Source organism: Francisella sp. Scap27, from assembly GCF_013394105.1.
GTDB classification, from domain to species: Bacteria; Pseudomonadota; Gammaproteobacteria; order Francisellales; family Francisellaceae; genus Francisella; species Francisella adeliensis.
Genome location: NZ_CP041326.1, coordinates 271,875 through 298,191, shown reverse-complemented (window position 1 = coordinate 298,191; position 26,317 = coordinate 271,875). Strand labels below are relative to the sequence as shown.

The following is a 26,317-nucleotide window of genomic DNA, read 5'->3' as shown; positions in this document are numbered from 1 at the left end:
TTTTATGGAAATAAAAAAACATCAAGTTGTAATAGTAGGTGGTGGGTTAGCTGGCGTTGTTAGTGCTATTGAGCTTGCTAAAAATAATTTTGATGTTGCTCTCATATCTGATGAAGATTATCAGCAATCTGCTAGTTACTATGCTCAAGGCGGTATTGCAGCACAAATAAATGTAAATGACACACCTGAAAATCATATAGATGATACTTTGATAGCTAGTGCAAATATTGCTGATATTAAAAGTGTTTCTCATGTAGTAGAAAATTCTAGAAATGCGATACACTGGCTAGAAGAAAACGGCGTAGTTTTTGATAAAGATGATACTGGTGAATATAGTTTACACTTAGAAGGTGGGCATTCATTACAGCGAATATTACACATCAAAGATCATACAGGTAAAGCTATAATTGATAGTTTATATAATACTCTTCATAAATATAAAAATATTAAAATCTATAATCACTGTAAAGTATTTAGGCTAATAAAAGATAATCAAAACAATAGATGTATTGGCTTATATTCTTATATTAGAAGTAAAGAAATAGTAGCATTTAAAAGCAGTAATATAATACTTGCTACAGGTGGTGCAGCCGGTATATATAAGTACGCAACTAAAACAAATCCAAGTACTGGAACTGGTATGGTGATGGCATACGATATAGGTTGTGAGTTAGAAAATCTTGAATTTATGCAATTTCATCCAACATGCTTTTTTGATAAGAATCATGAACCTTTGCTAATATCTGAAGCTGTTAGAGGTAGTGGGGCAATACTACAACGAGAGTGTGGTCTTGCGGTAATGAGAGAAGTTCATCCTCAAAAAGATTTAGCTCCTAGAGATATTGTTGCAAGACAAATTTACGCAAATATGCAAAGAGGTCATGATGTCTTTTTAAATGCTACACATCTTAGTGGCTCTCAATGGCAAGATAAGTTTCCATCTATTTATAAAAAATTATTAGAAAATGGTATTGACCCAACTAATCAACCAATACCTATATCACCAGCTGCACACTACAGTTGTGGTGGTATTAAAGTAGATTTAAGATCTCAAACTAAAGTGACAGGACTCTATGCTGTTGGAGAGGTTTCTTGTACAGGATTACATGGCTCAAATAGGCTTGCGAGCAACTCTTTATTAGAGTGTTTAGTTTATGGATTATCTGCAGCTAAAGATATTTGTGTTAAAGATCAGCAAAATATTGATTATGATATAGAGGCTCTTAAAGCTTTTAAGAGTCATGTTGATGTTAAAGAGTATACAGCTGTCATAAAACAGTTAATGTGGGATAATGTGGGTTTAGTTAGAAACGCTAATAAACTTAAACAAGCTAAAGAAAAACTTCGTGAGATTTGCGCAACATTGCCACCAGAAATTGTTTCAGATAGATATGATCTAAATCTTGAGAAAGTTAAAAAACTTATGCTTTTAGCTGAGCTAACAATAGATAATGCAATACTAAGAAAGCAGAGTGTAGGCAGTCATTTTATTGAGGATAAATAATTTAAAGTTAGTTAACAGAGATTATTATGAAAAAAATTACTATAATTACTATTTGTCTTCTTAGCTGTTTAAAATGTTTTGCAGATACAAAAGTTAAAGCATCAATTATTATAAAAAATGGTTTAGTTCTGACTATGAATAAGAACTATAAAACTATAGATGATGGCGTAATAGTTATTCTGAATAATAAGATAATTGATGTTGGCGATAAAGATTTAATCAATAAGTATAAAGCTGAACAAACTATAGATGTTCAGCAAGGTATAGTTATGCCTGGAATGATCAATGCTCATACTCATGCTGGAATGTCGTTATTTAGAAGCGCTGGAGATGATGTTGCCGATAGATTAACGAAGTATTTATTTCCTCTAGAGGCAAAGCTAGTCACTCCTAAATTAGTATATGATGCAACTTTAAACTCTGCTATAGAGATGGTCAAAGGTGGAGTTACTACGATGGTTGATATGTATTATTTTGAAGATTATGCTGCCAAAGCTGTCAAAATAATAGGGATGCGAGGCATAATGGGTGAAACGATTATGGGAAACCCTACGCCAGACTCTAAAAAGCCTTATGGTGGTATAGAGTATGCAAATAAATATTTAATACCAAAATATAAAAATGATGATTTAGTAACACCTGCTTATGCACCTCATGCACCTTATACTAATGATACTAAACATTTAAAAGAGATCGAGAAACTATCAAAACAGCAAGATATCCCTATTACTATCCATTTAGCAGAAACTAAAGCTGAGTTAGAAAAATATAAAAAAGAATATAATAAAACACCAGTAGAATATTTAAAATCAATAGGTTTATTATCAAATAGGCTTATAGCTGCACACTGCATATTTGTTAATACTAAAGATATTCAGTTAATGAAGCAAAATGGTGTGGGAGTGTCACATAACCCTATAGCTAATTCAAAATCAGCAAAAGGTATTGCTCCAGTATTAGAGATGGATAAAGAAAATATCAAGCTAGGACTAGGTACAGATGGACCTATGAGTAGTAACTCTCTGGATATTATTAACCAAATGAGTTATGTTTCTACACTACAAAAACTAAAACATAGTGATAGAACAGTAATGCCTGCAAGAGATGTTGTTGAAATGGCAACAATAGGAGGAGCTAAAGCTATTCATAAAGATGATGCTCTAGGTTCTTTAGAAAAAGGTAAGCTAGCTGACATAGTTATAGTTGAAACGAAGTCTCCAAATATGAACCCTGTATATGATCCATATTCAGTTTTAGTTTATTCAGCTTATCCTTTAAATGTCGAGACTGTCATTATCAATGGTAAATTAATTATAAAAAATAAAAAGCTACTTACATATAGTGAATCGCAAAATCATAAAACTGTGAAAAGTTATGAAAAAAGAATAAAAGAAGTATTACATCAATTAGATAATCAATGATCACGAAGTTTTATGATATTTTTTTATATGTAGAATTGACGTAATAAAAATAGATGCTTATTTTTGTAGAGCTATTTTTTAAAATATTTGTTAGCTTTATTAAGAATATCATGCATCTTATCAACATAGTTTTTAGACATATCATTATTAGGAAGTTCATATTTATAAACACATAATACTTTTTTAGCTACACTAGTTACAAATTGATCTTTATTATGTATAGTTTTGCCAATTTTTTGTAAATCACCATATAATGCTTTAATTGCTAACTTTTGGGTAAGAATATTAGGAGCGTTTGGTAATAATGTGTATATTGTATAAAATACACATCCCCCTATGAGTAATCCAATACATGTAGATAAAGAACTGATTATATCAAAATTCATATGATTATCTGGCTGTATAATGAAAATAATTCCTAAGCAATATCCTAAACCATATATTTGAAGTCTTGGTATTGTTAAACAAATAATCCCAATACTAATAATTAAACTAAATAGTACTAAAAATAGTTCAACAAAGCCAAGTACTTGAGGCATTAAAAATAGCTTTGTAGCTACTGCTATAGGAGCACTAACTAAAACACCAATTAAGACATTTCTTACTAATATAATAGATTTTGGAATCCCTCCAAATAACTGAGAAAGTATGACCATTAAGATTATTGCTACAAGTAGTCCAGGACTACCATTAGAAAGTATCCATAATAAAGTACAGATTATGAAGATACTTATTGTGCGAATAGTTGAGGTACATACAATAGCTAGATTATGATAGTTTTTTATTTTAGGTAAATTTATTTGTTCTAGACTTTTGCTTTTTATGTTACCAAGGTTTATATAGGCGATAAGAAAACTGATTAAAGCTGTATATAAATTTCTTATTACTATAGGTTGCTTATGATCTTTAGAGTTTACTTTTAACTCTTTTATCTTATTTCTTAAATTTGTGTCTAAAGATATTGTTTTTAACTGATTGTTTAAAAGGTTAGAATAATAAATATAATTATCATCAGTAAAATTTCTATCTCTGTATTTAGAATAGTCTTTAATATGCCTAAGCATAGCTAATGCTCTATTAGAAAATAGAATATAGCGGTTTTTAGCATTTATAGTTTCGTACATATTAGCACTACTATCACTATGTAGAGTAACTGTAGCTTCAATAATCTCTCTGGTTGCAGTGTTTATAATAGAATTATTTGTTATATATAAGTCTGTTAAGGCACTTAAGTGGTTTATTGTTGCTAAGAATACTCTGCTACTATGTTTTTTATAAATACTTTTAACTGATTGAGGTTTTATAAGAAAACTAACTAGACATGCAGTTATGCATCCTAAGCCTATCTCTGTAAAGCGTGCAGCAGCTATGTTAAATACTCCTGTAGCTGTAATGTTTTCTGGGTCGCTAGCGGAATAAAAGACAATTACAATAGCAGTTATATTTCCTAAAGCTATTCCATAAGTAAAGTTAGGATGACTCATACCTGCTGAAATAAATAAGCAAATAATCAAGAAAAATACCAAAGACAGTATAGCAAGGAAAGGAAATGGAATAAAAAGGACAACAATTGTAGTACCAATAATAGCACCAATTAAAGTTGCAGCTATTAAACATATCGTTTTCTCAACTACAAAACCAGCTTCTGGTCTTAATTGAAGAAATATAGCACCAATAACTGCCCACATTGGTTTGTATAAATCCAAACAGATAGAGATATAGAGGACTATATTTATAGCTAATAATATTTTAAAGCATTGTAGTATATTGATTTGATTATTGCGTATAAATTCTTTTAGCATTTATTTATAAATCTTAACAGTTACATTTATACCAGAAACAAGAACAGTATCATCAGGTATCTTAGTTAGTAAAATATCTACAGGGATACGCTTGGGTAATCTAACCCAGTCGTAAACTTCTTTTACTTCAGGTAAAAGTTGATTGTTTGTGTTGGTATTTGTATCAGCTACTCCTTTGCCTATTCCAGCGACTTTACCATACAAGGGTTTTCCACCAGTCATAAGCTCAAGTTTAGCTTCTGCCCCAACTTTAATATTTGATAATTTAGTTTCTTCAAAATATCCAGTTACATAAAATGAGTTTTCTTCAATAATTGAGATAACAGGGATAGCTTGAGACACATAGCTACCAACTCTTAGATTTATATTATTTATAGTTCCTGAAACTGGCGCGTACACATTAGTTCTTTCATAGTTAGTTTTTGCAATAGCAAGGGTAGCTTGAGCTTCTTTAAATTCTGCAAATTTAATTCTTTCTTCTATCTTATGATTATTAAGCTCTTCTTTGCTTATGGCTTCTGTTTTTCCTAATAGTTTTCTTCTATCATACTGTTGTTTTGATAATTGCCATGAAGAGTATGCATGCTCAAGTTCTGCTTGTGATTTTAGTAATTGAGCTTTATATCTGACATCGTCTATTTTAAAAATCAAATCACCTTTCTTAACAACTTGGTTGTCAACTACATCTACACTATTTACTAGTCCTGATACATCTGGAGCAATCATTATAATATTTGCACGAACTCTACCATCCCTAGTCCAAGGTGAGTACATATAGTAGTTCCAGATTGAATAAATGCAGGCTAGAAATAGAATAGAGATAATTAAACTCGTAATGATTTTCTTTCTTTCTAACATCTTAAAAAAAAGCTCCTAAACTAAAAACACATAGAGTTAAATAAAATGTAAAGATAATCATATTTATCCAATAATTACTGAAAATCACATATTGGTTAATAATTTGTGGTAATAAAAATTTTGTAATGGCTGTTAAAAACAAAGACATAAGTATTGGTAGAACCAATGGTGATATTAAAAGTCCATTTATTACTATTACACTCATACTGATATGTGTTAAAATTTTCTATTAAACATAATGATACAATGTATCGTATAATGATACAATGATTATTTTTAAATTTTAATGTACAATTATTAATCAAAGCTAGCAGCAATCGTAACTTTAAAGGTCTAGATAAGTGAGTGAAGAAAAAAAAATACAAGTAATAAGTAGGGCTATAAAAATATTAGAATCAATCAGTAAAAATTCTACAGGAATGAGCCTAGGAGAAATTGCACAAAGTGTGAATTTACCTAGGTCAACAGTGCAAAGAATAGTAGCGGCTTTAGAATCTGAAGGATACACGCGAAGTGAAGGAGCTGGTAAAATTTTGTTAGGCACAAGACTATTTAACTTAGTATCATCTTCATATGCAGACATTGTATCGCTAACACAAAACTACTTAAGGAAATTAAGCGAATTTACACAGGAAACTGTAATAATGACTCGCTCAAACAAACTAGATTTGATAGTTATCCATAGAGTTATTGCAAACAGGGAGTTACAGGTTATTCCAAGCATAGGGACATTAAAACAACCAATTTATAATACTGCTACAGGTAGAGCACTATTATCCTTATATGATGATGATACTATTGAAGAAATTTTATCAAATTATTCCATGAAAGAAGATGTTATAAAAAAATTAAAAAATATCCGAACTAGTGATATTGAAATTGATGAAGGGATGACTTATGGTGGAATAGCTAGTGTTGCTATAGCTATAAACTCTTTTTTAGGAAGCTTTGGCATAGCTTTATTAGTTCCACAGCAGAGGTTTAGTGAGCATAAAGAATTTTATATATCACAAATGAAGAAAGCAAAAGAGAAAATATTAACTGAAATTGGTACTGAAAAGGTAGTGCCAAAAAATATTAAAAATTAGGAGTTAAAGCTCCATTTCTTTTATGATGAGAGCGATTGTGCCAAAAGCTAATTTTTTCTAATGCTTTTTCTGAAACTTTTTCACCATCTAAGAAAGCGTCAATTTCATTATATGTAACTCCCATTTCATCTTCATCAGTTTGCCCTTGCCATAAACCTGCAGAAGGAGCTTTATCTAATATATTTGAGGGGATGTTTAAATGCTCTCCAAGTTCAAAAACTTGTGATTTCTTTAGGTTAACAAGAGGTAATATATCAGCAGCACCATCACCATGTTTTGTAAAATACCCCATATACCATTCACATGCGTTATCAGTACCGATAACCATGCGATTATTTTGCTGAGCATAAGCATATAAATACATCATTCTAAGGCGAGCTTGGGCATTGCCTTTGATTACATGTTGACGATCATTATCAGAGTTTGTGAAATTAACTGTAGTTTCTATAAAGACATCATAAGCATCTTGAATGGGCACAATATGGTAAGGAATATCAAGTTTATCTATTAGCTCTATAGCATCTACCATATCAGCAGAGTCATTATTGGACGATGGCATTATCAGTCCTGTAACAGGTAGACCTGTCATAGTAGCTAAAGAGCTTGCAACAGCAGAATCTACACCGCCACTAATACCTATAACAAAACCATCAGCAGGGTAGTTCTTGCAAGATTCTTTTAAGAAAGTTACTAATTTTTGAGTATATTGATCATAATTTATTTGTTTAGATATTTTCATAAAGATTTATTGCTCCATTATTTATCGAAAGCTGGATTACCTAAGTGCGGATCAGAATAATTATCTACATCATAGCCACTTCCTAAAGCTTGATACAGATTTACAATGCTCATTAAAGATTTTAGTTTTGCTTGATTCACCTGCATTTGCTGATAAATTTGGTTTAAGGTAACACCTGTATACTCTAATCCGCTAATCTCTCCAGACCTATGTTTTTTAGCGAATATTTGTCTTTGTATTACTGTAGAGTCTAATGAGTTCACTTGCTTTTTGTAATTTTTTTCATCAGCATCTCGAGCAGAAAGATTATCATCAACTTCTTGAAATGCCTGCTGAAGTGTATTTATATAATCATAATATGCTTGATAGAATTGTGCTTTAGCTTTATCACTATCAGCGAATATACTCATGTTAAATATTGGTACAGCAGCTACAGCTTCAGCAGCCCATGCCCATGCATTCATTGTGGCAAGCTCTCCTAATGCTAGTGTAGCATTACCAAAAGTACCAGTTAGATCAATACTTGGGAAGAACTGTGATCTAGCTAGACCAATATTTGCATTAGCGGTCATAAGTTTATATTCTGCTATAGCGACATCTGGACGATTTTCTAATACTTTAGATGGTAGATTTACTGGTACTTTTATATTAGAATTTATCTGATTCATGCTTCTAGCTGTTAGTATCTTACCTGGATTTTTACCCATTAGAATTTTTAGTGTATTTTGGAAATGTATAATGTTGTTTTTAATCGTAGCTACTTTACCTTCTTGGCTTTCTAACTGCTGTTTGATAGCTTCCGTTAAAACTGGGGAGCTAGCACCAAGAGCCTCTTGTGCTTTGCTATAACGATACATTTTTTGTAGTTGAGCTACCATAATCTTTTGTAGTCTCAACTGTTCTTTAGAAGTAATAAATGAGAAGTAAGCAGCACTAACCTGACTGATAATCGAAAGCCTAGTTGTGTTTTTTAAGTTTACTTGCATTTTTTTAGATAATCTAGAAATTTCGCCAAGCTTAAACTGTCTAGCAATGTTTATCGTATAACTTGGAATAATCCCAACTAGTCCGCCACCAGCTGTTTGAGAATTAGGTATACTTAAGCCAGGAATACTAGTACTAGAATTAATATCAAAAGCTTGAGCAACAAAACCACCGCCCCCGACACTTGCAGTAGGTAACCAACCATAGTTAGCTTTATTTATCTCTGCATTAGCTTGTAGTATATTACCAATAGAAACCTGTAGCTTATTATTATCTTTTAAAGCTGTTGTTATTAGTCTGTTTAGTACAGGATCATTAAATTGCCTCCACCATGCCATTTCTGGTAAATCCCAGTTTTTAGTTTGCTCAGTTGAGGTATTCTGACTATTCCATAGCTTAGGAGTTTCAATTTTTGGTTTTTGATATTCAGGATTAAAAAAACTACAACTTGATATTAGTAGAGTGGATGTAATAGCTGCAATTGCAAATATTTGTTTTTTCATTAATCTAACCACCAAAAGTATCTACTTGTACTGCAGCACTAGCACCAACACGAAGAGGGTATTTTTCACTATCTTTCAGAGTGATCTTTACAGGAAATCTTTGCGTAACTTTGACCCAGTTACCAGTAGCATTTTCTGGTGGCAGTAGTGAAAATACTGACCCTGTAGCATAGCTGATACTATTAACTACACCTTCATATTTATGATCATACATATCTAAAGATATTTTAACTTTTTGGCCTGGTTTAATTCTATCTATATCAGTCTCTTTAAAGTTTGCATTTATCCACCATTCTTTATTATTCACAAAGCCAAATAAAGATTGTCCTGGTGATACAAGCTGCCCTTTGTAGATTTTTAAGTTTGAAACATAACCATCAGTAGGTGCTGTAATAGTAGTATATCCTAGATTTAAGCTTGCATTACTATAGCTAACATTTGCAGCATCAAGACCAGCTTTTGCAACTTCTACCTGAATCATAGATTGCTTCAAATTTGATACTGCTTGATCATTTTGTTTTTCAGCTTGAATTCTTTGATTAAGATATTTTTGAGCATCTTGAAGTGATCCTGCATCCTCATGAAATAACTTAGTATATCTATTTGACATAGCTGCAGCTGTTTTAAGGCTTGCTTTAGCTTTACTAAGATCAGCTCTAGCACTTTTAACTTTTTCGTTTGAAATAGCAAGTTGAGCCTTAGCTTTTATTATATTTGTATTAGCTTCTGTAACATTTAATTGATAATCAATAGGATCAATCTGAACTAGTTTGTCACCTTTATGTACATATTGATTATTTTTTACAAAAACCTCATCTATATACCCACCAACTTTTGCAGAAATATTTACAATATCAGCATCTACATATGCATTATCAGTAGATGGGAATACTTTGCTATATGTATAGTAACCATATATACCAGCGGCTGTTAAGGCAATTATTCCACATCCAATAAATATTTTTTTAGGTGAGAATTTAGAAGGTTTTTTTTCTACTTTTGCTTCTATTTCATCTACTGCTTGATCTTTTTTTTCTTCTGACATTTTATTTCCTATTATCAATATATACTAATGAGCCATTACTACAGGGGCATCTTTAGGAGGTTCTTTTAGTAAAAATGGAACTACTGCTAAACATAAGCTAAGTATTCCTATTATGTAAAATGAGTTTAAATAACTTAACAAACTTGCTTGATGAGCAATTTGTTGTTTAGCAACGGCAATAGTCGTTATATCAGGTACAGGAAGTATTTGCTTCCAGTTTTGAAAACTTTGATTATATGAAGATATATTAGATGATAAATCTTGATAATGTACTTGTTGATTTCTAGTGATTATAGTTGCTATAAATGCAGTACCCACAGAACTGCCAAAACTCCTGAAGAAATTAAAAGCTCCCGACATATCTCCTAAATCTTCATCTTTAAAACCTACTACTATTGCTTGCATGATTGGTAAGAAGAACATTGTAATTCCAAGACCTTGAACAAGCATAGTCATTATGACAAGGTTTTCATTAATATTCGAAGAGAATGAAGCTTGCATGAAACAAGAGATTGAAAATAAAATTATACCAAGACTAACAGTTTTTCTTACGCCAATTTTTGGTACTAATAATCCTTGAGAAAGTCCTGCTCCTACTATAGCAGCTAAACCTCTAGGTGCGGTTATATATCCTGCTAAATCGACCGGATAACCATATATTTGTTGGAGCATAGTTGGAAAGTAAGCAAGTGCTGCAGTAAAGAGCAATATAAATGTAAAACATAAAAAACAGCCTATTACATAATTAATGTTTTTAAAGATGCTAAGTTTTACAACTGATGAACCTAATAGACCCCTCCATAGAAAAAAGCCTAAAGAGATAATGGATATAGCAAGTATACAAATCATTGCGATAGAGCTAAACCAATCGTTGGAGTTTCCATTATCGAAAAACAGCTCAAGACAACCAACTCCAATTGCCATAAAAGCAAAACTTGTATAGTCAATTTTTATATTCTTAACCTTATCAGACTCCATATATATAAAAATAACTACAAACGCAATTACACATAATGGAACATTTACATAAAAAATCCACTCCCAAGATAGATGCTCACAAATAGCACCACCAAGTACAGGGCCAATAATAGGTCCCATGACAACTACCAATGTATAGATAATCATCATTTTATTAAATTCTTTACCTTTGAAATTCTGGGCTATATATGTTTGGGCTGCTGATGGTAAAAATGCACCTCCAATACCTTGAAAGGCTCTAAAAACGATCATTTCAGTGAGTGATGTTGAAAGGCCACACATTATTGAAGATACTCCAAAAAGCACAGCAGAAAATAGGGCTACTCTTTTAATGCCGTATTTCTCTATAATTAAACCAGAAAGCAGTATAAATATTGCTGCCATGACGATGTACATAGTTGTCACATCTGCAATACTTTCGACATTAGCTCCAATCGAACCCATAATCTGAGGTATCGCAACTGCTACAATAGTTAAATCAACAATTTCAGCCAGTGCAAGCAAACTTATAGCTATAGCAATAATAGAGCGTTTTTGAGTCCAAAAGTTTTGTTTAGCTGTTTCAGTTTGCATAGTATTTGTATCTAATTTAAAAAATTTTTATATAAATAAAGTACCTAAGGATAATGAGTATCTTTTATAAGGTTTATTTAGTGATGAAATTATTGCATAATTATTGCTATGTATTATAGCATTATATGGACAATAAATAGTGAATATAGGTCAAAATATATCTACGGAAGATATTTTGTCAATCGGAGAGTGGTTAAATGGTCCATCTATCGTTGCGATAAAAGGAGGTAATACTCCAGATAGTGAAAATAAAATTAGTAAAAATGAATCTGACTGGTATAGACATTCTAGAGGAAAAATTTTTTGTATAGAATCAGGTCTTGTACATGTCAGTACTCCTGATGGCTCTTGGGTTTTACCATCTAATAGAGCAGGGTGGATTCCTCCAAATACAAAACATAAAATACGCATCAGTGGTTTAGTTAGTGGCTGGATGATATTTATAGCCCCTAAATTATGTAAACACTTGTCTAAAAGCTCACATGTAATACCAATGAGTGAGGTTTTAAGAGCACTTGCATTACGAGCTACTCAATGGGAAATTAAAGATAATCTGACAACAGAGCAAGAGCATATAGCAAATATTATCTGTAATGAAATTAGGCAAGCCCCTGAAAATGTTTTACATTTGCCTATACCAAAAACACCTAGAGTTAGAAAGGTTGCAAATTCTATTATAGATAACCCGTCAGTATCGATAACATTAGATGAATGGGCATCTAATGCAGCAATGTCACCTAGGACATTAAGAAGGGTGTTTTTATCAGAAACTGGATTAAGTTTTTCTCGATGGCGTCAGCAGGCTCAGTTAGCAAGAGGCTTAGATATGTTAGCTCAAGACATATCCGTAACGGAAATATCTGATTCACTTGGATACGCTTCACCTAGCAATTTTATCGCAATGTTTCGTCGTTCATTTGGGAAAACACCAAAGCAGTATTTTGCTAAAAAATAACTATTAATTTTATAGCTGATACACTTGTTATAAGTATTCTTTTTTAAGAGATTGAAGATCAATTTTACCAGTATTATTTTTTGGTAGAGTTTCAACAAAAATAATTGCTTTTGGTACTTTATAGCTTGCTAGTTTATCTTTACAGTGAGCTATAATTTCAGCTTCTGAAGAATGAGCACCTTTTTCCAAAGAGACAAAAGCAATAGTTCTTTCACCAGATGTTTTTGATTCTACACCAGTCACAGCAACTTCTTTTATAGTAGTTAGTTTTAGTAGACAAATTTCGATTTCACGAGGGTAAACATTAAATCCTGATACTATAATCATGTTTTTAAGTCTATCAGAAATAGTCAGTCGACCTTTAGTATCTATATAGCCAATATCACCACTTTTTAACCAGCCTTCACCATTAAAAAACAATTCATTATTTTCATCATCATTCCAAAAACCTTGGCATCTTTGAGGACCTTTTAACCAAATTTCACCTTCTTTATAGCATTCAGTTATCTCTTCTTGTGTATCTAAATCTCGGATACTAAGCTCAGTACCAGGAATAGGGTAACCACATGTTCCAAAGTAGTCAGACTCAGATTCATTAAATTTGTTTAATGCTATTGCTGGAGACATCTCAGTCATTCCATAGCCTTCTTTAAGTTCAACACCTGTTTTATCTAGCCACTTTAAGTAAACTTTACGAGATATTGGCATTCCACCACTTAGTGAAAAGGTGTAGCGAGTTTTATTGATCTTATCAAAATCCTCATGTTCAAGCATTGCCATATATAGAGTATTTAGCCCATTAAAAATAGTGAACTCATTTTTAGACATTGTTTTTATTAGGTTTTTTATGTCTCTAGCGTTTGGTATGAGGATATTTTTAGCTCCAGCAAAATAAAAACATAACAAATTAGCGCTAAGTGAAAATATATGGTAGAGAGGTAGAGCAGTTACAATAACCTGACTTGATATTTTTAAGTCCCCTTGGATCCAAGCCCATACTTGTTTTATGTTTGATGCTAAGTTATCGTGAGTAAGAATAGCACCCTTAGGCTTACCAGTTGTTCCGCTTGAGTACTGTAAGCATAGTATATTTTGTTTTGTTATGTTGGGTCTTACATAAAGTTTTTTATCAGCTTTCAATGTTTTGCTAAATTGGACAAAAGTATTTTTATTGTATTGAGGTTTTGTTTTAATCAGATGTTTAGAGATAAAACCAATAATTTGTTTTTTAGGGAATGAGTAAAGATCAGCGATGTTTGTGACAATCACAGATTCTAAAGAGGGTATGTTTATGCGAGCTTTTTGAATATGATGGGCAAACATATCCATAACAATAGCAGCCTTAACATTACAGTTATTAAATATTGACTCAAGTTCATCAGCTGTATAGAGTGGATTTATGTTTACAAAAGCAGCTCCTATTTTAATACAAGCAAAAAGACTTACAGTAAACTGTATACAGTTTGGTAGTACTATAGCGACTCTATCACCTTTTTTAATACCTAAATCATTTTGTAAGTAACTAGCTAAATGTGTAGCAAAGTTATCTATTTGAGTAAAAGTAAAATCAACTTCATGACAAGAAACAGCTGTATTAAAAGGATACCTAATGACTGTTTTTTCATATAAGTCTAATATAGTTTCATTATTTTCTTCAATATGTTTCTGGGCTGTTGCTGGATAGTTATTCAACCATGTTTCTTTTGAGAAGTTACTCATTAGCATAAATTATTTTTATATGTTAGTTGATAAGTATTTTATCAAAAAAAGAAGCTCTATAGCATATATTTAGATATAAGATTGATACTAATAAAAAGATCAGTCTTCATCTGCGAGTGTTTTTAGTTTAGAAACATAAGCCTTATTAATGTATCTGTTTAGTGTAGGGGCTATCATTATCATAAATATACTAATGATGAATATGGAAAGAGCAATATAACCAAATACTGTTGTATAAGTTTCTAAACTTTGTTGTTTTGTAACTATATCATCACTAGTTGGTAACGCTATGAATGAACCAATAAAAGAAGCTATATATGATGCTATCATTGTCGATAAAAACCAAAAACCCATTACAAACCCAGATATAAATGCTGGACATAATTCTGCAACCATAGCTAAACCTAAAGCACCTATAAGAAGTTCAGCAAGTGATGAGCAGGCATAAGATATGAATAACCAGCCACCAGAAACAATAAAATCTGTAGCAAAGAATTTTGTGCAATATAATATTAAATAAGATACAAACATTAAAACAGTACCAATACAGAATTTAGTAGCATGAGTTAAATGAGTTTTTTTATATGCAATAGCTAATATAGGTGACAGTATAAGAATCCAGAATGGATTTAAAAACTGGTATTGAGCAGCAGGAACATGCCATCCGAATATACTTAAAGAAACATTATGTTCAGCAAAGAATGTTAGTGTCGTTGGCATTTGAAAGTATAATGAGTAAAATATAATAGCTTCAATAACTAGTATCAAAGCGACAAGCATTCTATTTCTTTCAATTTTTTCTAATTTTAGGGCAATATATATAAAGTATATTGTCGCAATTGTGACTACTACAGCTGTTAGCTCAATACATAACTGAGTATTTGGTAATATATTTGCAATAATAAGAAACGAGGCAATAATTCCACATAAAGCATACACAGCGTAAGTCTTATTAATAGGATGTTTACCAGCCTCGGTATCAAGGTCATCCATTTTATTATAAAATACTAAAAACCCTAAAAGACCCACACATAAGCCAACACCACATAAAATGAAAGCTTCGGTATATCCATAAGCTTCAGAAATTATCGGCGTCAATGCCATACATATTAATCCGCCGATATTTATTGCCAGATAGTATAGAGTCATAGCACTATTTAAACGGCCATCACCTTTCTTAAACATTTTAGATATAAGCGAGGAAGGGTTTGCTTTAAAAATAGCATTACCAATAATTATTCCTGAAAAAATATAGTAAATACTCTCCCTATCTGCAAACATAAATCCAAGGTAAGATGCTCCAAGAATAACTGCGCCAATTATTATTGTACGCTTTGCACCAAAAATTTTATCTCCAACAAGTCCGCCAACCCAGATAAAACCAAAGGTAAAAGCAAAAAATGAACCCATGAGATATATAGTATCTTTTTCACTCATTCCAAGTTTTTTAGTAAAATACAAAGCAATAATTGCTTGAAACCCATAAAAACCAAATCTTTCCCAAAACTCTATACCCCAAACTATCCAAAATGGAGCAGATAGGGTTTTATAGTCTTTTTGCATAAGTCCTTCCTAGTTTATCAACTTCAGTTATATTAAATTAAGTGGATAATTAAACCACCTAAATTTAGGTATTACAAGGGCTTAGTACAGGTTATTTTAAGAAATTAATGACGGATAGAATATTTATTGATGCTGTTTCAGCCTTAAGTATTCTTTTACCAAGGTTAATTGTTGAAAAATTCATTTTACTTTTGAATAAGCTCATTTCAGAATCACTAAAACCACCTTCAGGTCCTATAAAAATATTAATCTCTTTAGATACCTTAATTTGTTCTTCAAACTTTAAATCGTTTTTTGTGTATGGGCATAAAGTTATATTGAGTTGGTCTTGATTAATATCTATATTTTTAAGTTCTGTAGGCTCATGTATTCTAGGTATAAAAACTCTTCTACATTGCTCGGAAGCCGAAACTGCTATTTTCTGCCAACGGTCAAGTTTTTTGTCGATATTTTTGCGATCAAATTTCAAGTTTGTATAGTCAGTTATAATAGGGTGGATGTTATTGACACCTAATTCAGTAGCCTTTTGTATTACGAGCTCAAAATTTTCTAGTTTAATTAACGATTGATAAAGATTGGTTGAGTATGAGTTTTCATTTTCTATTATATTTTTAGATAAGATTTCTAGTTCTATAGATTTGTTATTAATCTCTATAACTGTAGAGGTATACTGAAAATTGTCTTTATTATTGAAAAGTTCAATAGTATCAGACTTTTTAAGTCGTAAAACATTTTTAAAATAATTGAAGTATTCACCAGTAATTGAAATAGTAGATATTTCATCATGAATATCTGTAAAAAATGCTCTGATAGTTCTCATATATGAATTATTTGCTAGAATATTACTCTTATTATAATTTCTTTTAATCATAAAGGTATATAAAAATGAATCATATAAATAAAAGTTTAATGACTAACCTGATTGCATTACTGATTACAGTATTAGGATTTTATTTTGCTGACCAACATATAAAAAATGTCGGTTTTTATGCTCTATCAGGTGCTTTAACAAACTGGTTAGCTATATATATGCTTTTTGAGAAGATACCTTTTTTATATGGTTCTGGGATTATTCCAAATAAGTTCGAGAGTTTTAAAATAGCTATCAAAAAAATGATAATGGAGCAGTTTTTTTCTGCAAAGAATTTAGATAGATTCTTAAATGAAGATACTATAAAAAAATACATCAAAGAAAACCTTATCAAGAAGATTGATTATAATAAGATTTTTGAGAGTTTTGTTGAGATGTTGATGGATAGTAAATATGGTTCTATGATAGACATGTTTCTTGGAGGTAAAGCTGGTTTAGATGGTTTGAGAGAACCTTTTATTGAAAAAATTGACTCAAAGCTTGAGCAAATAATAGCTGACATGAATATAGATAGTTCTCAAATTTCAAAAAAAGCTGTAGATAAGATAGAAATTGTTATAGATAAAAGACTTGATGAGTTAACTCCAGAAATGGTCAAAGATCTAGTACAAAAAATTATTAAAGAACATTTAGGTTGGTTAGTTGTTTGGGGTGGGGTATTCGGAGGCATTATAGGCTTAGCTGCAAGTTTTATTTACTAAGAATTTTTGCTTTTAAGCTTTCAAAAGACCCTGTTGTATGAACTTTTGGCTATATTTTTTTAAGTTTTAAGATTCTTAATAAGCCAAAGTTTTAATTCTTTAAGTGATTGTTTGATCGTAAAACTTAATTATTTACTTGATTTATTTTATCTTTAATCCTAATTTTTTAGTGATATATTCAAATAATGCTTTTTGTATCTGGTAGGTTGGGTGTACTTTATCCCAAAATATAAATTCTTGAGGATTATCGCATAAAGTACCTGTTTCTGCAGCTAAAATGGCCGATGTAATATCAGGAGTAAGTGGTATCTTATTCATGTCAATATCTTCAGTTTTGAAATTGTTTTCTTCATATACAGCTTTTATTTCAGGGTCTGCTACGAGTAGGTCTTTGTAAAAATCAGAAGATTTATAGTCTTGGGGGATAAAGTATCCTCCTATCCAACAGCTTTGTGAAATTTTGTTAGGATTTAAGCTTGTTTTATAAACTTCATTAAATTTTGATGTATTGTTAACTAACATATCAAACATATCATTTAAAGAAATAAACTCAATATTGTCATCAGTTTCAGAAAATTGTTTTAGGAGGCCATTATGCAAAAATGATATTTTCTGAAGAAGATGTTGATTTCCTATTTCTGCTGATTCAGGGGTAAGAGCCAAGTTTGGTAAGCCAATAATTAGTGTTTTAGCAGCATTTACTTCTTTTATGACAGATATAATTCTATTTGTTACCTGGTTAGCTATGTTAGGAATGCTATTAGGATCTTGGTCTGCAGCTATAGTTAGATAATCATTTGCTCCGATGAAAAAAATAGCTAATTTCTTATTCGTATCATGGGCACCACTATCAAGATTATATGCGGTTAACTCAGTTCCAAGCGTATATGGTAAACCAAGGTCTGTCCATTCTGGCTCAAATATAGCAGTTGCACCACCTACAGAATAGTTGCTTACTGCAATTTTGTTTTTTACCAGCTTAGCAAGGTAATCTGACCATACAACGCCATTTGAGAACATCCCTTTATTATAAGGTAATGATTTCGGAATTATTCCATTAGTATAGCCGTATAAATTCCCATTATCACTTAAGCTATCTCCAAAGATAAGTATTCTTTCTACATCTTTTAATTTACTGTTTTCTAAATTTATTTGTTCTTGACAGGCAGAAACTGTAAATATAGGTATTCTATATTTTAATGTGGTGGTATAGCTATGCCAGTCATATGAAAAAGTATCATTGAGGTGTTCAACTGCGATGTTTTGTAGCTTTTCAAAACTGGCATGATTAGCTTCCCATCCATTATTTAAGATATACTGAACATAGCCACTATCTTGTGTTTGCATTGAGTGATAGCTTATATCGATAAGAGAAATATAATCAACAATATTATCATTTGTATAACTACCAATATTTACATATTCATTGGGAGCAAGAATTTTATTTATTATTTTAGCACCAGTACTATTGCCAGGGTTTATATCAAAAGACACAGGGGAGGGGCAGTTATTCTCTAATATTATTTGTGATCGAGCATCAGCAAAAGAAAATTTAATTAAAAATAATCCAGAGATCATTATAATAAAGTAATTTCTTTTCATCCTATATCCAGCTTAGTTTTATTGTCAATATTAGACAATATGTTTAGGAAGTCAATATTGGTTTGATGAAATTGTTTGGTAATTAAAATGAAAATATAGATTAAAATAGAGTTTTATATATTTTTTCTAGAAAGTTCTTATTATTAGTTACTAAGTATAGGCTATTTCCATCAGGAGCGTAGTTTGATAGTTTTATATTAGATTGATCAATAATATTGGCAATTTTGTTGGGCAATTTTGGTATTTTATTTAAATTATTACCAATAATAGCAGTTAAAGATAAATTTCTTTCAATACTAATTTCACAACTATCTAGTAAATAGTTCAAATCATTAATTAAATTTTTTTCTAGATGCTCAATATTTTGATTAATAGTAAAAGAAACCATTGTATCAGTCACATTAACCAAATTTATATTTATATGATATTTTTTAAATACTGCAGAAATATCAGGAATTTTAGATAAGTTTAAATTTTTTATAGTGATTAAAATTTGTTCTTTACGTTCTGTAATAGCTCTTATAATAGATCTTTTTTCTTTTTTGATATTGCTAACCCAAGTTCCGCCTTTTTCAGGATAAAAAGTAGATCCTATAAAAACTTCAATATTTTTGCGTATAGCAGGTTGTAAAGTTGCAGGATGTAATACTTTTGCACCAAAACTGGAAAGTTCACTTGCTTCCGCAAAATTAAGTTTCTTTATAACTTTTGATGTGGGTATTAATCTTGGATCAGCTTGATATATCCCAGCAACATCCGTCCAAATATATAAAAGCTTAGAATCTATCGCTTCTGCTATAAGTGCTGCAGAATAGTCACTACCACCTCGGCCAAGGGTTGTTGTTTCATCGTTTTCATTTGAACCAATAAACCCACCTAAGACAATTACTTCATTTGATTCTAAGCAAAGATGGTTTTCTGCAGCTAAACAAATATTTTCTATCAATGGTTTTGCTTCTGTAAATTCACTATTTGTCTTTATGATTTTTCTAGCATCTACATATCTAGCAGAAATAGCATTTTTTCTTAAAATTTGCGTAAATAAATAAGCTGACATGCGTTCACCAAAGGAGAGTATTTGATCTGTTGTTTTTATTGAGGGGTTTATATAAGTATTTTGGCATATTAACTCTAATTCTTTAAGACAGGTTCTAAAATAGATAAAAGCTTCTTGATCAATATGTTGAGTTATGGGACTAATAATCTCATGAATTTTTGCAATTATAGTTTTATAGTTTTTAAGGTTGCTAGTTGTGAGATCTTCTAATAAATTTGTTATACCAGACTGAGCACTAACTACAACTATTTTTATATCAGAGTGTGTATTGAGTATATGAATACACTTATTTATTGCACTTATATTTGCAACACTTGAGCCACCAAATTTTGCGACATTTATTTGTTTTTTCATGTATTTTTTTAAATCCATATTCATGCTGTTAAAAGGTTGACATAGAATATATTATAAATGATAATAATTATCAATATTAATTACAGCGGTAAAATAAATGCAATCAAATACAGTGCTTAACTCAGAGAATATGCTTCATGATCAGACATGTTGGGAGTCTAATGCTAGAAGTTATCCAAGGAAAAATCCTTTAGTTATAAAAACAGCTAAAAGTATTTACTTAACAGATATTAATGGTAAAAAATATATAGACTGCTTAGCAGGGGCTGGCAGTATAGCTCTTGGCCATAATAATGATTTAATTATAGATGCTATAAGAGATAGTTTAGACAAAGGTTCTCCTTTACACACTTTGGATTTACTTACAGAAGAAAAGCATAAATTTATGCAAGATCTACTAGCAACTTTACCTGCTTCATATAAAGATAATGCAAAGATCCAGTTTTGTGGTCCCAGTGGAGCTGATGCTGTTGAAGCTGCTATCAAGTTATGTAAAACAGCTACAACCAGAGAGACAATACTGGCTTTTAATGGTGCTTATCACGGCATGACGCAAGGCACCTTAGCTATGATGGGCAATTTAGGTCCAAAACAAGAGATCAATGGGTTGTCACCATATATCCATTTTTTACCTTATCCCTATGCATATCGTTGTCCTTTTGGCTTAAAAGGAGAGCAGAGTATAGATGTAAATATTGAAACCATTTCTCGACTCTTAAGAGACCCAGAAAGTGGTATAAAAAAACCTGCTGCTATAATTCTTGAGCCTGTACAGGGAGAGGGAGGAGTTATTCCTGCACCAGTTAAATGGTTAAAAGCTATAAGAGCTATAACTAAAGAGCTAGATATTCCTTTGATAGTTGATGAAGTTCAGTGTGGTATAGGTAGGACAGGTTATTTATATGCTTTTGAAAAAGCGGGTATTGAGCCTGATGTAATTGTGCTATCAAAAGCTTTGGGAGGTGGGTTGCCAATTTCAGTGATTATCTATAAAAAAGCTTTAGATACTTGGAAGCCAGGGGCTCACTCGGGTACGTTTAGGGGAAATGTATTAGCTATGGCTGCTGGAAGCGTCGTACTTGAGAAGGTCAATCAGCCGGAATTTTTAGAAAATGTAAAAGAGACTGGCAGCTATTTGCAAGCTAAGTTGAGTAGCTTAAAAAATAAATATGAAAGCATAGGTGATGTGCGTGGTTCGGGTTTAATGATAGGAGTGGAGGTGGTTGATGTAAGCACTAGTCCTGATCTTATAGGTAGTTTCCCTGCTGACGGTGATAAAGCTTTGAATATAAAGAAAACCTGTTTTAAAAAAGGATTAATTGTTGAGCTAGGAGGTCGATTTGGAGCTACAATTAGATTTTTGCCTCCTCTTACGATAAAAAAAGAAGAAATAGATCAAGTAGTAAAAATATTTGAACAAGCAGTAGTGGAGAACTTATGAATCTTAATTTAGATAAATACTTTCTAAACAGTTCAGGTAAAAGTATAGAAACGTATACTTTAGATATGCATAAAGCACTAAATAATATTTCTAAGTTTCTTCACTCAAATGGGGTATATAGCGGTAAAACTGCAGCTGAATTAGAACAAGAAGTTCAGAGCTTTCAAATAGGTGAAAAATCTCAGAGTATCGAAACTTTATTAGAAAACCAGTTTAAAGCTGTATTAGAAAATTCTCTTAATATTAATTCTCCAAAATCTATGGCACATTTACATTGTCCTGTAATGCAGCCATCACTAATAGCTGAGTTATTTATATCAGTATTAAATCAGTCTATGGATTCTTGGGATCAAAGTCCTATAGCCACTTATATTGAGCAAAATACAATTAATTGGCTTAATTCTCTGATATATGAGCGTGAAGATGTAACTGATGGAGTCTTTACTAGTGGAGGTACACAATCAAACCTAATGGGGCTTCTTTTAGCAAGAGATAACTACTGTAACCATCAGCTTAATCATAATGTATCAAAGTCAGGGCTGCCTAAAGAAGCAAGTAAGTTTAGAGTCTTATGTACAAAGAAAACACATTTTTCAGTACATAAATCATTATCTCTTTTAGGGCTTGGTATGAACTGTATAGAAACTGTAAATACTGATGATAATTTACAACTAGATACAGATGATCTTTTAAGCAGGATACAAAATCTTATAGATAATAATCTAATTCCATTATGCGTTGTAACAACTGTTGGTGATACTGATTTTGGGTGTATTGACAATATAGCTCAAATAGCAAAAATTGCTCAAGCACATGATATATGGCTGCATGTGGATGCTGCAGTTGGAGGTGCTTTACTACTTTCAAATAATCATAAGCAACGTTTAAAAGGTATAGAATTTGCTGATTCTGTGACTATAGATTTCCATAAACTTTTTTTTCAGCCGATTAGTTGTGGAGCTTTTCTTTGTAAAGATAAGTCATTATTTAGCCTTATTAACTATCATGCTGATTATCTTAATCCGGATCAGGATGGTTTTGATGCTTTAAATCTAGTTGATAAATCAATACAAACTACTAGACGCTTTGATGCTTTAAAACTTTGTATGGCTCTAAAATGTTGTGGTACTAAAAACTTTGCTAAATGGATTGACCATATACTTGAGATAACCACAGAAACAATTAAGTTGATTGGCTCAGATAAATATCTAGAATTAGCATTTCAAGAAAATCAACATCTTAATAATAGTCTCAATACTGCTGTTTTTAGGTTTAATGATGGAAGTACTTCTAGAGAAACTCTAAATATTATTAATAGCAAAATTCATAAATCTATGTTTTTAAGTGGAGAATTTGCTATAGCTCAGACAAAGGTTAATAAAGAAACATTTTTAAAGATAACCTTTGTTAATCCTAGTGTTACTTTAGACCTTGTTTCTGACTGTCTAGACAAAATAAAAAAACAAGGTCAATTTATTGAAAACCAGGTTGAGGAGGGGTGTAATGATTCAGCATGCTTATGAAATTACTCTTAAAAACTTACTTAATTGTTATTACCGTGAAAGTGATAATTTTTTTTTAAAAAAAGCTGTCAATAAGGATTATTTATTACAGGTAAATCTAACTAATAGTAATCAAAGTATTGAAGTAGAGGTTATAATCTCATCTATTTTAGGCTCGCCAACTTGGAAACTTCCATGTTATTTGATTGATGAAAATCAAAGAGAACAACTTACTTCTTTAAGAGCTATATCAATGTTAATTGAAGAGCTATCAGTTTCAAAAAATCTCTCTAGTGGAGCTAATGAGATACTGCAGCGAGTTATTAATTCAACTGATAATTTAGCTACTATATTAGCAGTTAGAAAAGATCGGTCGGAAGGTGCTTTTAGCTATAAAAGTTCATTTATAAAAAATGAACAAAACCTTTTAGTTGGGCATAGACAGCAACCTGACCCTAAAAGTAGAGAAGGTTTTTCTAAGGATGAGTTTGTTAAATATTCCCCAGAAACTAATGGAAAAATGCAGCTACATTTTATGTATGTGCATAAAGCTATTGTAGCAACTGAGAGCTTATTAGAAAAATCTGTAGATGAACTATTTCTATCTTTTGTGAGAGACATTGATTTACCAGGTAAGCCTAGTAAAGATTATGAGCTTTTTGTAGTTCATCCTTGGCAAGCTAATTTTTTAAATAAATTAAAAGAAGTTAAAGAGTATAAAAATCAAAACAAAATTATTGATATAGGTGTTATCGGACCGTGGTTTTATCCAACAACTTCAGTTAGAACTGTATATTCCCCAGAATTAAATATAATGCTTAAATTTTCCCTGAATGTAGCAATCACTAATTCTGTGCGAGTGAATTTAGCTAAAGAATGTAAAAGAAGCCTCACTGTTTATAATTTGTATAAAGGACAACTAGGAACTATTTTGAAAAATAGATTTCCATATTTTGGTTTAGTCGCTGATCCTGCATATACTGCGATAAAAGTAAACGATAAGATAATTGATTCGAGTATTTGCATTGTTCGTGAGGCAAATTTTAATTCTGAAGAAGATATTGCTTGTATAGCAAGTTTAACTGAGCCAGATCCTTTTAGTGGTAAGACACGGATTAGTTCACTGATTGAATATCTTAGCGAGCAAAGCAATCTTTCTTATAAAGAAGCGGCATGCTACTGGTTTGAGACATATTTAAATATAGCTATAGCTCCAGTACTTTGGTTGTATTGTGAGTATGGTATAGCTCTTGAGGCCCACCAGCAAAATTCATTAATTAAGTTAGAAGATGGCTTACCTGTAGGAAGTTTTTATAGAGATAGCCAAGGATATTATTATATTGAAAACCATATTAATCAAAAAATATTTGGGGATATTGATGATCTTTGCATCGGCACTGAAGAATTTGTTGATCATCATTTTAGTTACTATTTTTTAGTTAATCATCTGATTGCAGTAATTGAAGCTATTACAAATACTGATTACCTAGAAGAGCAAAACTTTGTAGAGATATTTGTGAATTTCATTACTGAGTTTGCTACAAAAAATCAAGTTAATGATAGATTTTGTAAAAAAATATTATCACAAGACCTACTTCCATTAAAAGCAAATTTACTTACACGCTTACATGGGCTAGATGAATTACAAGCACCGCTTACAAGTCAATCAGTATATGTAAATATTAAAAATCCATTTAAGGCAAATTATGAAAATTTATGATGTAATAGGAGTTGGTATAGGCCCTTTTAATTTAGGGTTATCAGCATTATTAGAAGATAAGCCTATAGAAAGCATTTTCTTTGATAAAAAAGAAAGTTTTAGTTGGCATCCTGGCTTGATGATGAATTGGGCAACCTTACAAGTTCCATTTCTTGCAGATTTGGTAACCATGGTTGATCCTACAAGTAGATTTAGTTTTTTGAATTATTTAAGGGAAAAAGACAGACTTTATAAGTTCTATTTCAAAGAAAATTTTTTTGTTCCAAGACAGGAATATAATGATTATTGTTCATGGGTAGCTACTAATTGTAAATCTTGTAATTTTGATAGTGAGGTTATCAGTATCGAACATGAAAATTTACAAGAAAAAGAAGCTTGGGCAGTAACCATAAGAAAATCAAGTGGTGAAACTACAAAATTTTTAACTAAAAATATTGTACTAGGGTTAGGCACTAAACCTTGTTTACCAGCATTTATTTCGCAAAGTAATAGTAATCATAAAAAGGTACATCATAGTGGAGAATATCTTAATGTAAAAGCTCAAGCTTTGGATGATGATCATATTACAATCATTGGTTCAGGCCAAAGTGCAGGAGAGATTTTTCTAGATTTAATGAAATCAAAAAATAGCTCGACAAATATTAGTTGGGTTACACGCAGTAAAGGTTTTTTTCCAATGGAATATTCTAAGTTAGGTTTAGAACATTTTTCTCCAGAATATGTTGATTATTTTTATAACCTTTCTAGTGATAAAAAAGCAGAATTAGTAGCTGAGCAAGATTTGTTATATAAAGGTATTAGTGCTGAAACAATCTCAGATATTTATGATGTGCTTTACGAGCAAAACTTAAGCAACTGTAACAACGTTGAGCTGATATCTAATAGCAGGTTAAATAGTATTGGTAACAATAGTGAAAAACTGGATTGTTATTTTTATCATAATCACCAAGAAAGCGATTTCCTAATTCAAACTGATAGAGTTATTGCAGCTACTGGCTATAAATCTGATATTAATTCACCACTTAGAAAACTAGAAAAATTCATTACTAAAGATAGCCAAGGTAATTTCAATATAAGTCGAGATTATCAAGTAGTAATGAAAAATACTAAGCTAAATATATTCGTTCAGAATGCTGAAATGCTCAGCCATGGTGTTGGAACACCAGACCTTGGTTTGGGAGCATACAGAAGTGCCACTATAGCGAATGAATTACTTCAAGAGAAAATATATCATTTACCAAGAAAAAATGTTTTTTCAGATTTTGGTGTACCAACTAAATATTTAACAACAATTGATTATAGAGACTGCGTAAATGCTTAAAGAGAGGAGATAAATA

20 protein-coding genes are annotated in these 26,317 nt (G+C 31.3%); 9 read left to right on the top strand and 11 right to left on the bottom strand.

Going from position 1 to position 26,317, the window contains the following annotated elements:
* Nucleotides 1-4: 4 nt before the first annotated feature.
* Both nadB and FLM55_RS01375 read left to right on the top strand, forming a co-directional pair.
* Nucleotides 5-1,504: an L-aspartate oxidase gene (gene nadB, locus FLM55_RS01380; protein ID WP_178947674.1), complete on the top strand. Its 1,500-nt coding sequence runs from the start codon at nucleotides 5-7 to the stop codon at nucleotides 1,502-1,504.
* 26 nt (nucleotides 1,505-1,530) lie between these two features.
* Nucleotides 1,531-2,925, top strand: a complete 1,395-nt coding sequence (locus FLM55_RS01375; RefSeq protein ID WP_178947673.1) for an amidohydrolase — start codon at nucleotides 1,531-1,533, stop codon at nucleotides 2,923-2,925.
* A 71-nt stretch (nucleotides 2,926-2,996) separates the two neighbouring features.
* On the opposite strand, the gene FLM55_RS01370 is transcribed toward FLM55_RS01375, so the two are convergent.
* Nucleotides 2,997-4,727, bottom strand: coding sequence for an FUSC family protein (locus FLM55_RS01370; protein WP_178947672.1), 1,731 nt, complete (start codon nucleotides 4,725-4,727; stop codon nucleotides 2,997-2,999).
* Nucleotides 4,728-5,585, bottom strand: a complete 858-nt coding sequence (locus tag FLM55_RS01365) for an HlyD family secretion protein (RefSeq protein ID WP_178947671.1) — start codon at nucleotides 5,583-5,585, stop codon at nucleotides 4,728-4,730. It lies immediately after the preceding gene.
* Nucleotides 5,586-5,926: 341 nt separating this feature from the next.
* On the opposite strand from FLM55_RS01365, the gene FLM55_RS01360 reads away from it, so the two are divergent.
* Nucleotides 5,927-6,673, top strand: coding sequence for an IclR family transcriptional regulator (locus FLM55_RS01360; protein WP_178947670.1), 747 nt, complete (start codon nucleotides 5,927-5,929; stop codon nucleotides 6,671-6,673).
* On the opposite strand, the gene nadE is transcribed toward FLM55_RS01360, so the two are convergent.
* Genes nadE through FLM55_RS01340 form a run of 4 tightly spaced genes read right to left on the bottom strand, consistent with a single transcriptional unit; the run spans nucleotide 6,663 to nucleotide 11,495 of the window.
* Complete coding sequence (gene nadE / locus FLM55_RS01355) at nucleotides 6,663-7,412, bottom strand: NAD(+) synthase (protein ID WP_178947669.1); 750 nt, start codon at nucleotides 7,410-7,412, stop codon at nucleotides 6,663-6,665. The two genes, FLM55_RS01360 and nadE, sit on opposite strands and share 11 nt — an antisense overlap.
* Nucleotides 7,413-7,429: 17 nt before the next feature.
* Nucleotides 7,430-8,899: an efflux transporter outer membrane subunit gene (locus FLM55_RS01350; protein ID WP_178947668.1), complete on the bottom strand. Its 1,470-nt coding sequence runs from the start codon at nucleotides 8,897-8,899 to the stop codon at nucleotides 7,430-7,432.
* Between the two features lie 4 nt (nucleotides 8,900-8,903).
* On the bottom strand, nucleotides 8,904-9,944 hold the full coding sequence (locus FLM55_RS01345; RefSeq protein ID WP_178947667.1) for an HlyD family secretion protein: 1,041 nt from the start codon (nucleotides 9,942-9,944) through the stop codon (nucleotides 8,904-8,906).
* 24 nt (nucleotides 9,945-9,968) lie between these two features.
* Complete coding sequence (locus FLM55_RS01340) at nucleotides 9,969-11,495, bottom strand: MDR family MFS transporter (RefSeq protein ID WP_178947666.1); 1,527 nt, start codon at nucleotides 11,493-11,495, stop codon at nucleotides 9,969-9,971.
* 139 nt (nucleotides 11,496-11,634) lie between these two features.
* Here FLM55_RS01340 and FLM55_RS01335 point away from each other — a divergent pair, with 139 nt between their 5' ends.
* Nucleotides 11,635-12,450, top strand: a complete 816-nt coding sequence (locus FLM55_RS01335) for a helix-turn-helix domain-containing protein (protein WP_373193961.1) — start codon at nucleotides 11,635-11,637, stop codon at nucleotides 12,448-12,450.
* 27 nt (nucleotides 12,451-12,477) lie between these two features.
* Here the strand turns inward: FLM55_RS01335 and FLM55_RS01330 are convergent, their stop codons facing one another.
* From FLM55_RS01330 to FLM55_RS01320, 3 genes are all read right to left on the bottom strand, one after another.
* Nucleotides 12,478-14,169: a long-chain fatty acid--CoA ligase gene (locus FLM55_RS01330; RefSeq protein ID WP_178947665.1), complete on the bottom strand. Its 1,692-nt coding sequence runs from the start codon at nucleotides 14,167-14,169 to the stop codon at nucleotides 12,478-12,480.
* Between the two features lie 99 nt (nucleotides 14,170-14,268).
* On the bottom strand, nucleotides 14,269-15,732 hold the full coding sequence (locus FLM55_RS01325; RefSeq protein WP_178947664.1) for an oligopeptide:H+ symporter: 1,464 nt from the start codon (nucleotides 15,730-15,732) through the stop codon (nucleotides 14,269-14,271).
* A gap of 91 nt (nucleotides 15,733-15,823) precedes the next feature.
* Complete coding sequence (locus FLM55_RS01320; protein WP_178949029.1) at nucleotides 15,824-16,552, bottom strand: 16S rRNA (uracil(1498)-N(3))-methyltransferase; 729 nt, start codon at nucleotides 16,550-16,552, stop codon at nucleotides 15,824-15,826.
* A gap of 65 nt (nucleotides 16,553-16,617) precedes the next feature.
* Here FLM55_RS01320 and FLM55_RS01315 point away from each other — a divergent pair, with 65 nt between their 5' ends.
* Nucleotides 16,618-17,304 carry a DUF445 family protein gene (locus FLM55_RS01315; protein ID WP_178947663.1) on the top strand — a complete coding sequence of 229 codons (687 nt, stop codon included), beginning with the start codon at nucleotides 16,618-16,620 and terminating at the stop codon, nucleotides 17,302-17,304.
* A 141-nt stretch (nucleotides 17,305-17,445) separates the two neighbouring features.
* On the opposite strand, the gene FLM55_RS01310 is transcribed toward FLM55_RS01315, so the two are convergent.
* Both FLM55_RS01310 and FLM55_RS01305 read right to left on the bottom strand, forming a co-directional pair.
* Nucleotides 17,446-18,906, bottom strand: coding sequence for an SGNH/GDSL hydrolase family protein (locus FLM55_RS01310; protein WP_178947662.1), 1,461 nt, complete (start codon nucleotides 18,904-18,906; stop codon nucleotides 17,446-17,448).
* 100 nt (nucleotides 18,907-19,006) lie between these two features.
* Nucleotides 19,007-20,317 (bottom strand): aspartate kinase, encoded by a 1,311-nt coding sequence (locus tag FLM55_RS01305; protein ID WP_178947661.1) that lies wholly within the window; start codon nucleotides 20,315-20,317, stop codon nucleotides 19,007-19,009.
* A gap of 97 nt (nucleotides 20,318-20,414) precedes the next feature.
* Here FLM55_RS01305 and FLM55_RS01300 point away from each other — a divergent pair, with 97 nt between their 5' ends.
* The 4 genes from FLM55_RS01300 to FLM55_RS01285 are packed head-to-tail and all read left to right on the top strand — an operon-like array spanning nucleotide 20,415 to nucleotide 26,301.
* The gene (locus tag FLM55_RS01300; protein ID WP_178947660.1) at nucleotides 20,415-21,758 is read left to right on the top strand and encodes a diaminobutyrate--2-oxoglutarate transaminase; all 1,344 of its coding nucleotides are present in this window, start codon (nucleotides 20,415-20,417) and stop codon (nucleotides 21,756-21,758) included.
* On the top strand, nucleotides 21,755-23,281 hold the full coding sequence (locus FLM55_RS01295; protein ID WP_178947659.1) for an aspartate aminotransferase family protein: 1,527 nt from the start codon (nucleotides 21,755-21,757) through the stop codon (nucleotides 23,279-23,281). The genes FLM55_RS01300 and FLM55_RS01295 overlap by 4 nt, the downstream gene beginning before the upstream one ends.
* Nucleotides 23,262-24,980 carry an IucA/IucC family siderophore biosynthesis protein gene (locus tag FLM55_RS01290; RefSeq protein ID WP_178947658.1) on the top strand — a complete coding sequence of 573 codons (1,719 nt, stop codon included), beginning with the start codon at nucleotides 23,262-23,264 and terminating at the stop codon, nucleotides 24,978-24,980. The genes FLM55_RS01295 and FLM55_RS01290 overlap by 20 nt, the downstream gene beginning before the upstream one ends.
* Nucleotides 24,967-26,301 carry a lysine N(6)-hydroxylase/L-ornithine N(5)-oxygenase family protein gene (locus FLM55_RS01285; protein WP_178947657.1) on the top strand — a complete coding sequence of 445 codons (1,335 nt, stop codon included), beginning with the start codon at nucleotides 24,967-24,969 and terminating at the stop codon, nucleotides 26,299-26,301. The genes FLM55_RS01290 and FLM55_RS01285 overlap by 14 nt, the downstream gene beginning before the upstream one ends.
* Nucleotides 26,302-26,317 lie beyond the last annotated feature (16 nt).

Excerpts from the sequence above, each read along its gene's own strand:
- FLM55_RS01365 (WP_178947671.1), bottom strand. The coding sequence starts at position 5,585 with ATGTTAGAAAGAAAGAAAATCATTACGAGTTTAATTATCTCTATTCTA.
- nadB (WP_178947674.1), top strand. The coding sequence starts at position 5 with ATGGAAATAAAAAAACATCAAGTTGTAATAGTAGGTGGTGGGTTAGCT.
- FLM55_RS01310 (WP_178947662.1), bottom strand. The coding sequence starts at position 18,906 with ATGAAAAGAAATTACTTTATTATAATGATCTCTGGATTATTTTTAATT.
- FLM55_RS01375 (WP_178947673.1), top strand. The coding sequence starts at position 1,531 with ATGAAAAAAATTACTATAATTACTATTTGTCTTCTTAGCTGTTTAAAA.
- FLM55_RS01320 (WP_178949029.1), bottom strand. The coding sequence starts at position 16,552 with ATGAGAACTATCAGAGCATTTTTTACAGATATTCATGATGAAATATCT.
- FLM55_RS01315 (WP_178947663.1), top strand. The coding sequence starts at position 16,618 with ATGAATCATATAAATAAAAGTTTAATGACTAACCTGATTGCATTACTG.
- FLM55_RS01350 (WP_178947668.1), bottom strand. The coding sequence starts at position 8,899 with ATGAAAAAACAAATATTTGCAATTGCAGCTATTACATCCACTCTACTA.
- FLM55_RS01285 (WP_178947657.1), top strand. The coding sequence starts at position 24,967 with ATGAAAATTTATGATGTAATAGGAGTTGGTATAGGCCCTTTTAATTTA.
- FLM55_RS01300 (WP_178947660.1), top strand. The coding sequence starts at position 20,415 with ATGCAATCAAATACAGTGCTTAACTCAGAGAATATGCTTCATGATCAG.
- FLM55_RS01370 (WP_178947672.1), bottom strand. The coding sequence starts at position 4,727 with ATGCTAAAAGAATTTATACGCAATAATCAAATCAATATACTACAATGC.
- FLM55_RS01345 (WP_178947667.1), bottom strand. The coding sequence starts at position 9,944 with ATGTCAGAAGAAAAAAAAGATCAAGCAGTAGATGAAATAGAAGCAAAA.
- FLM55_RS01340 (WP_178947666.1), bottom strand. The coding sequence starts at position 11,495 with ATGCAAACTGAAACAGCTAAACAAAACTTTTGGACTCAAAAACGCTCT.
- nadE (WP_178947669.1), bottom strand. The coding sequence starts at position 7,412 with ATGAAAATATCTAAACAAATAAATTATGATCAATATACTCAAAAATTA.
- FLM55_RS01290 (WP_178947658.1), top strand. The coding sequence starts at position 23,262 with ATGATTCAGCATGCTTATGAAATTACTCTTAAAAACTTACTTAATTGT.
- FLM55_RS01295 (WP_178947659.1), top strand. The coding sequence starts at position 21,755 with ATGAATCTTAATTTAGATAAATACTTTCTAAACAGTTCAGGTAAAAGT.
- FLM55_RS01325 (WP_178947664.1), bottom strand. The coding sequence starts at position 15,732 with ATGCAAAAAGACTATAAAACCCTATCTGCTCCATTTTGGATAGTTTGG.
- FLM55_RS01330 (WP_178947665.1), bottom strand. The coding sequence starts at position 14,169 with ATGAGTAACTTCTCAAAAGAAACATGGTTGAATAACTATCCAGCAACA.
- FLM55_RS01305 (WP_178947661.1), bottom strand. The coding sequence starts at position 20,317 with ATGAAAAAACAAATAAATGTCGCAAAATTTGGTGGCTCAAGTGTTGCA.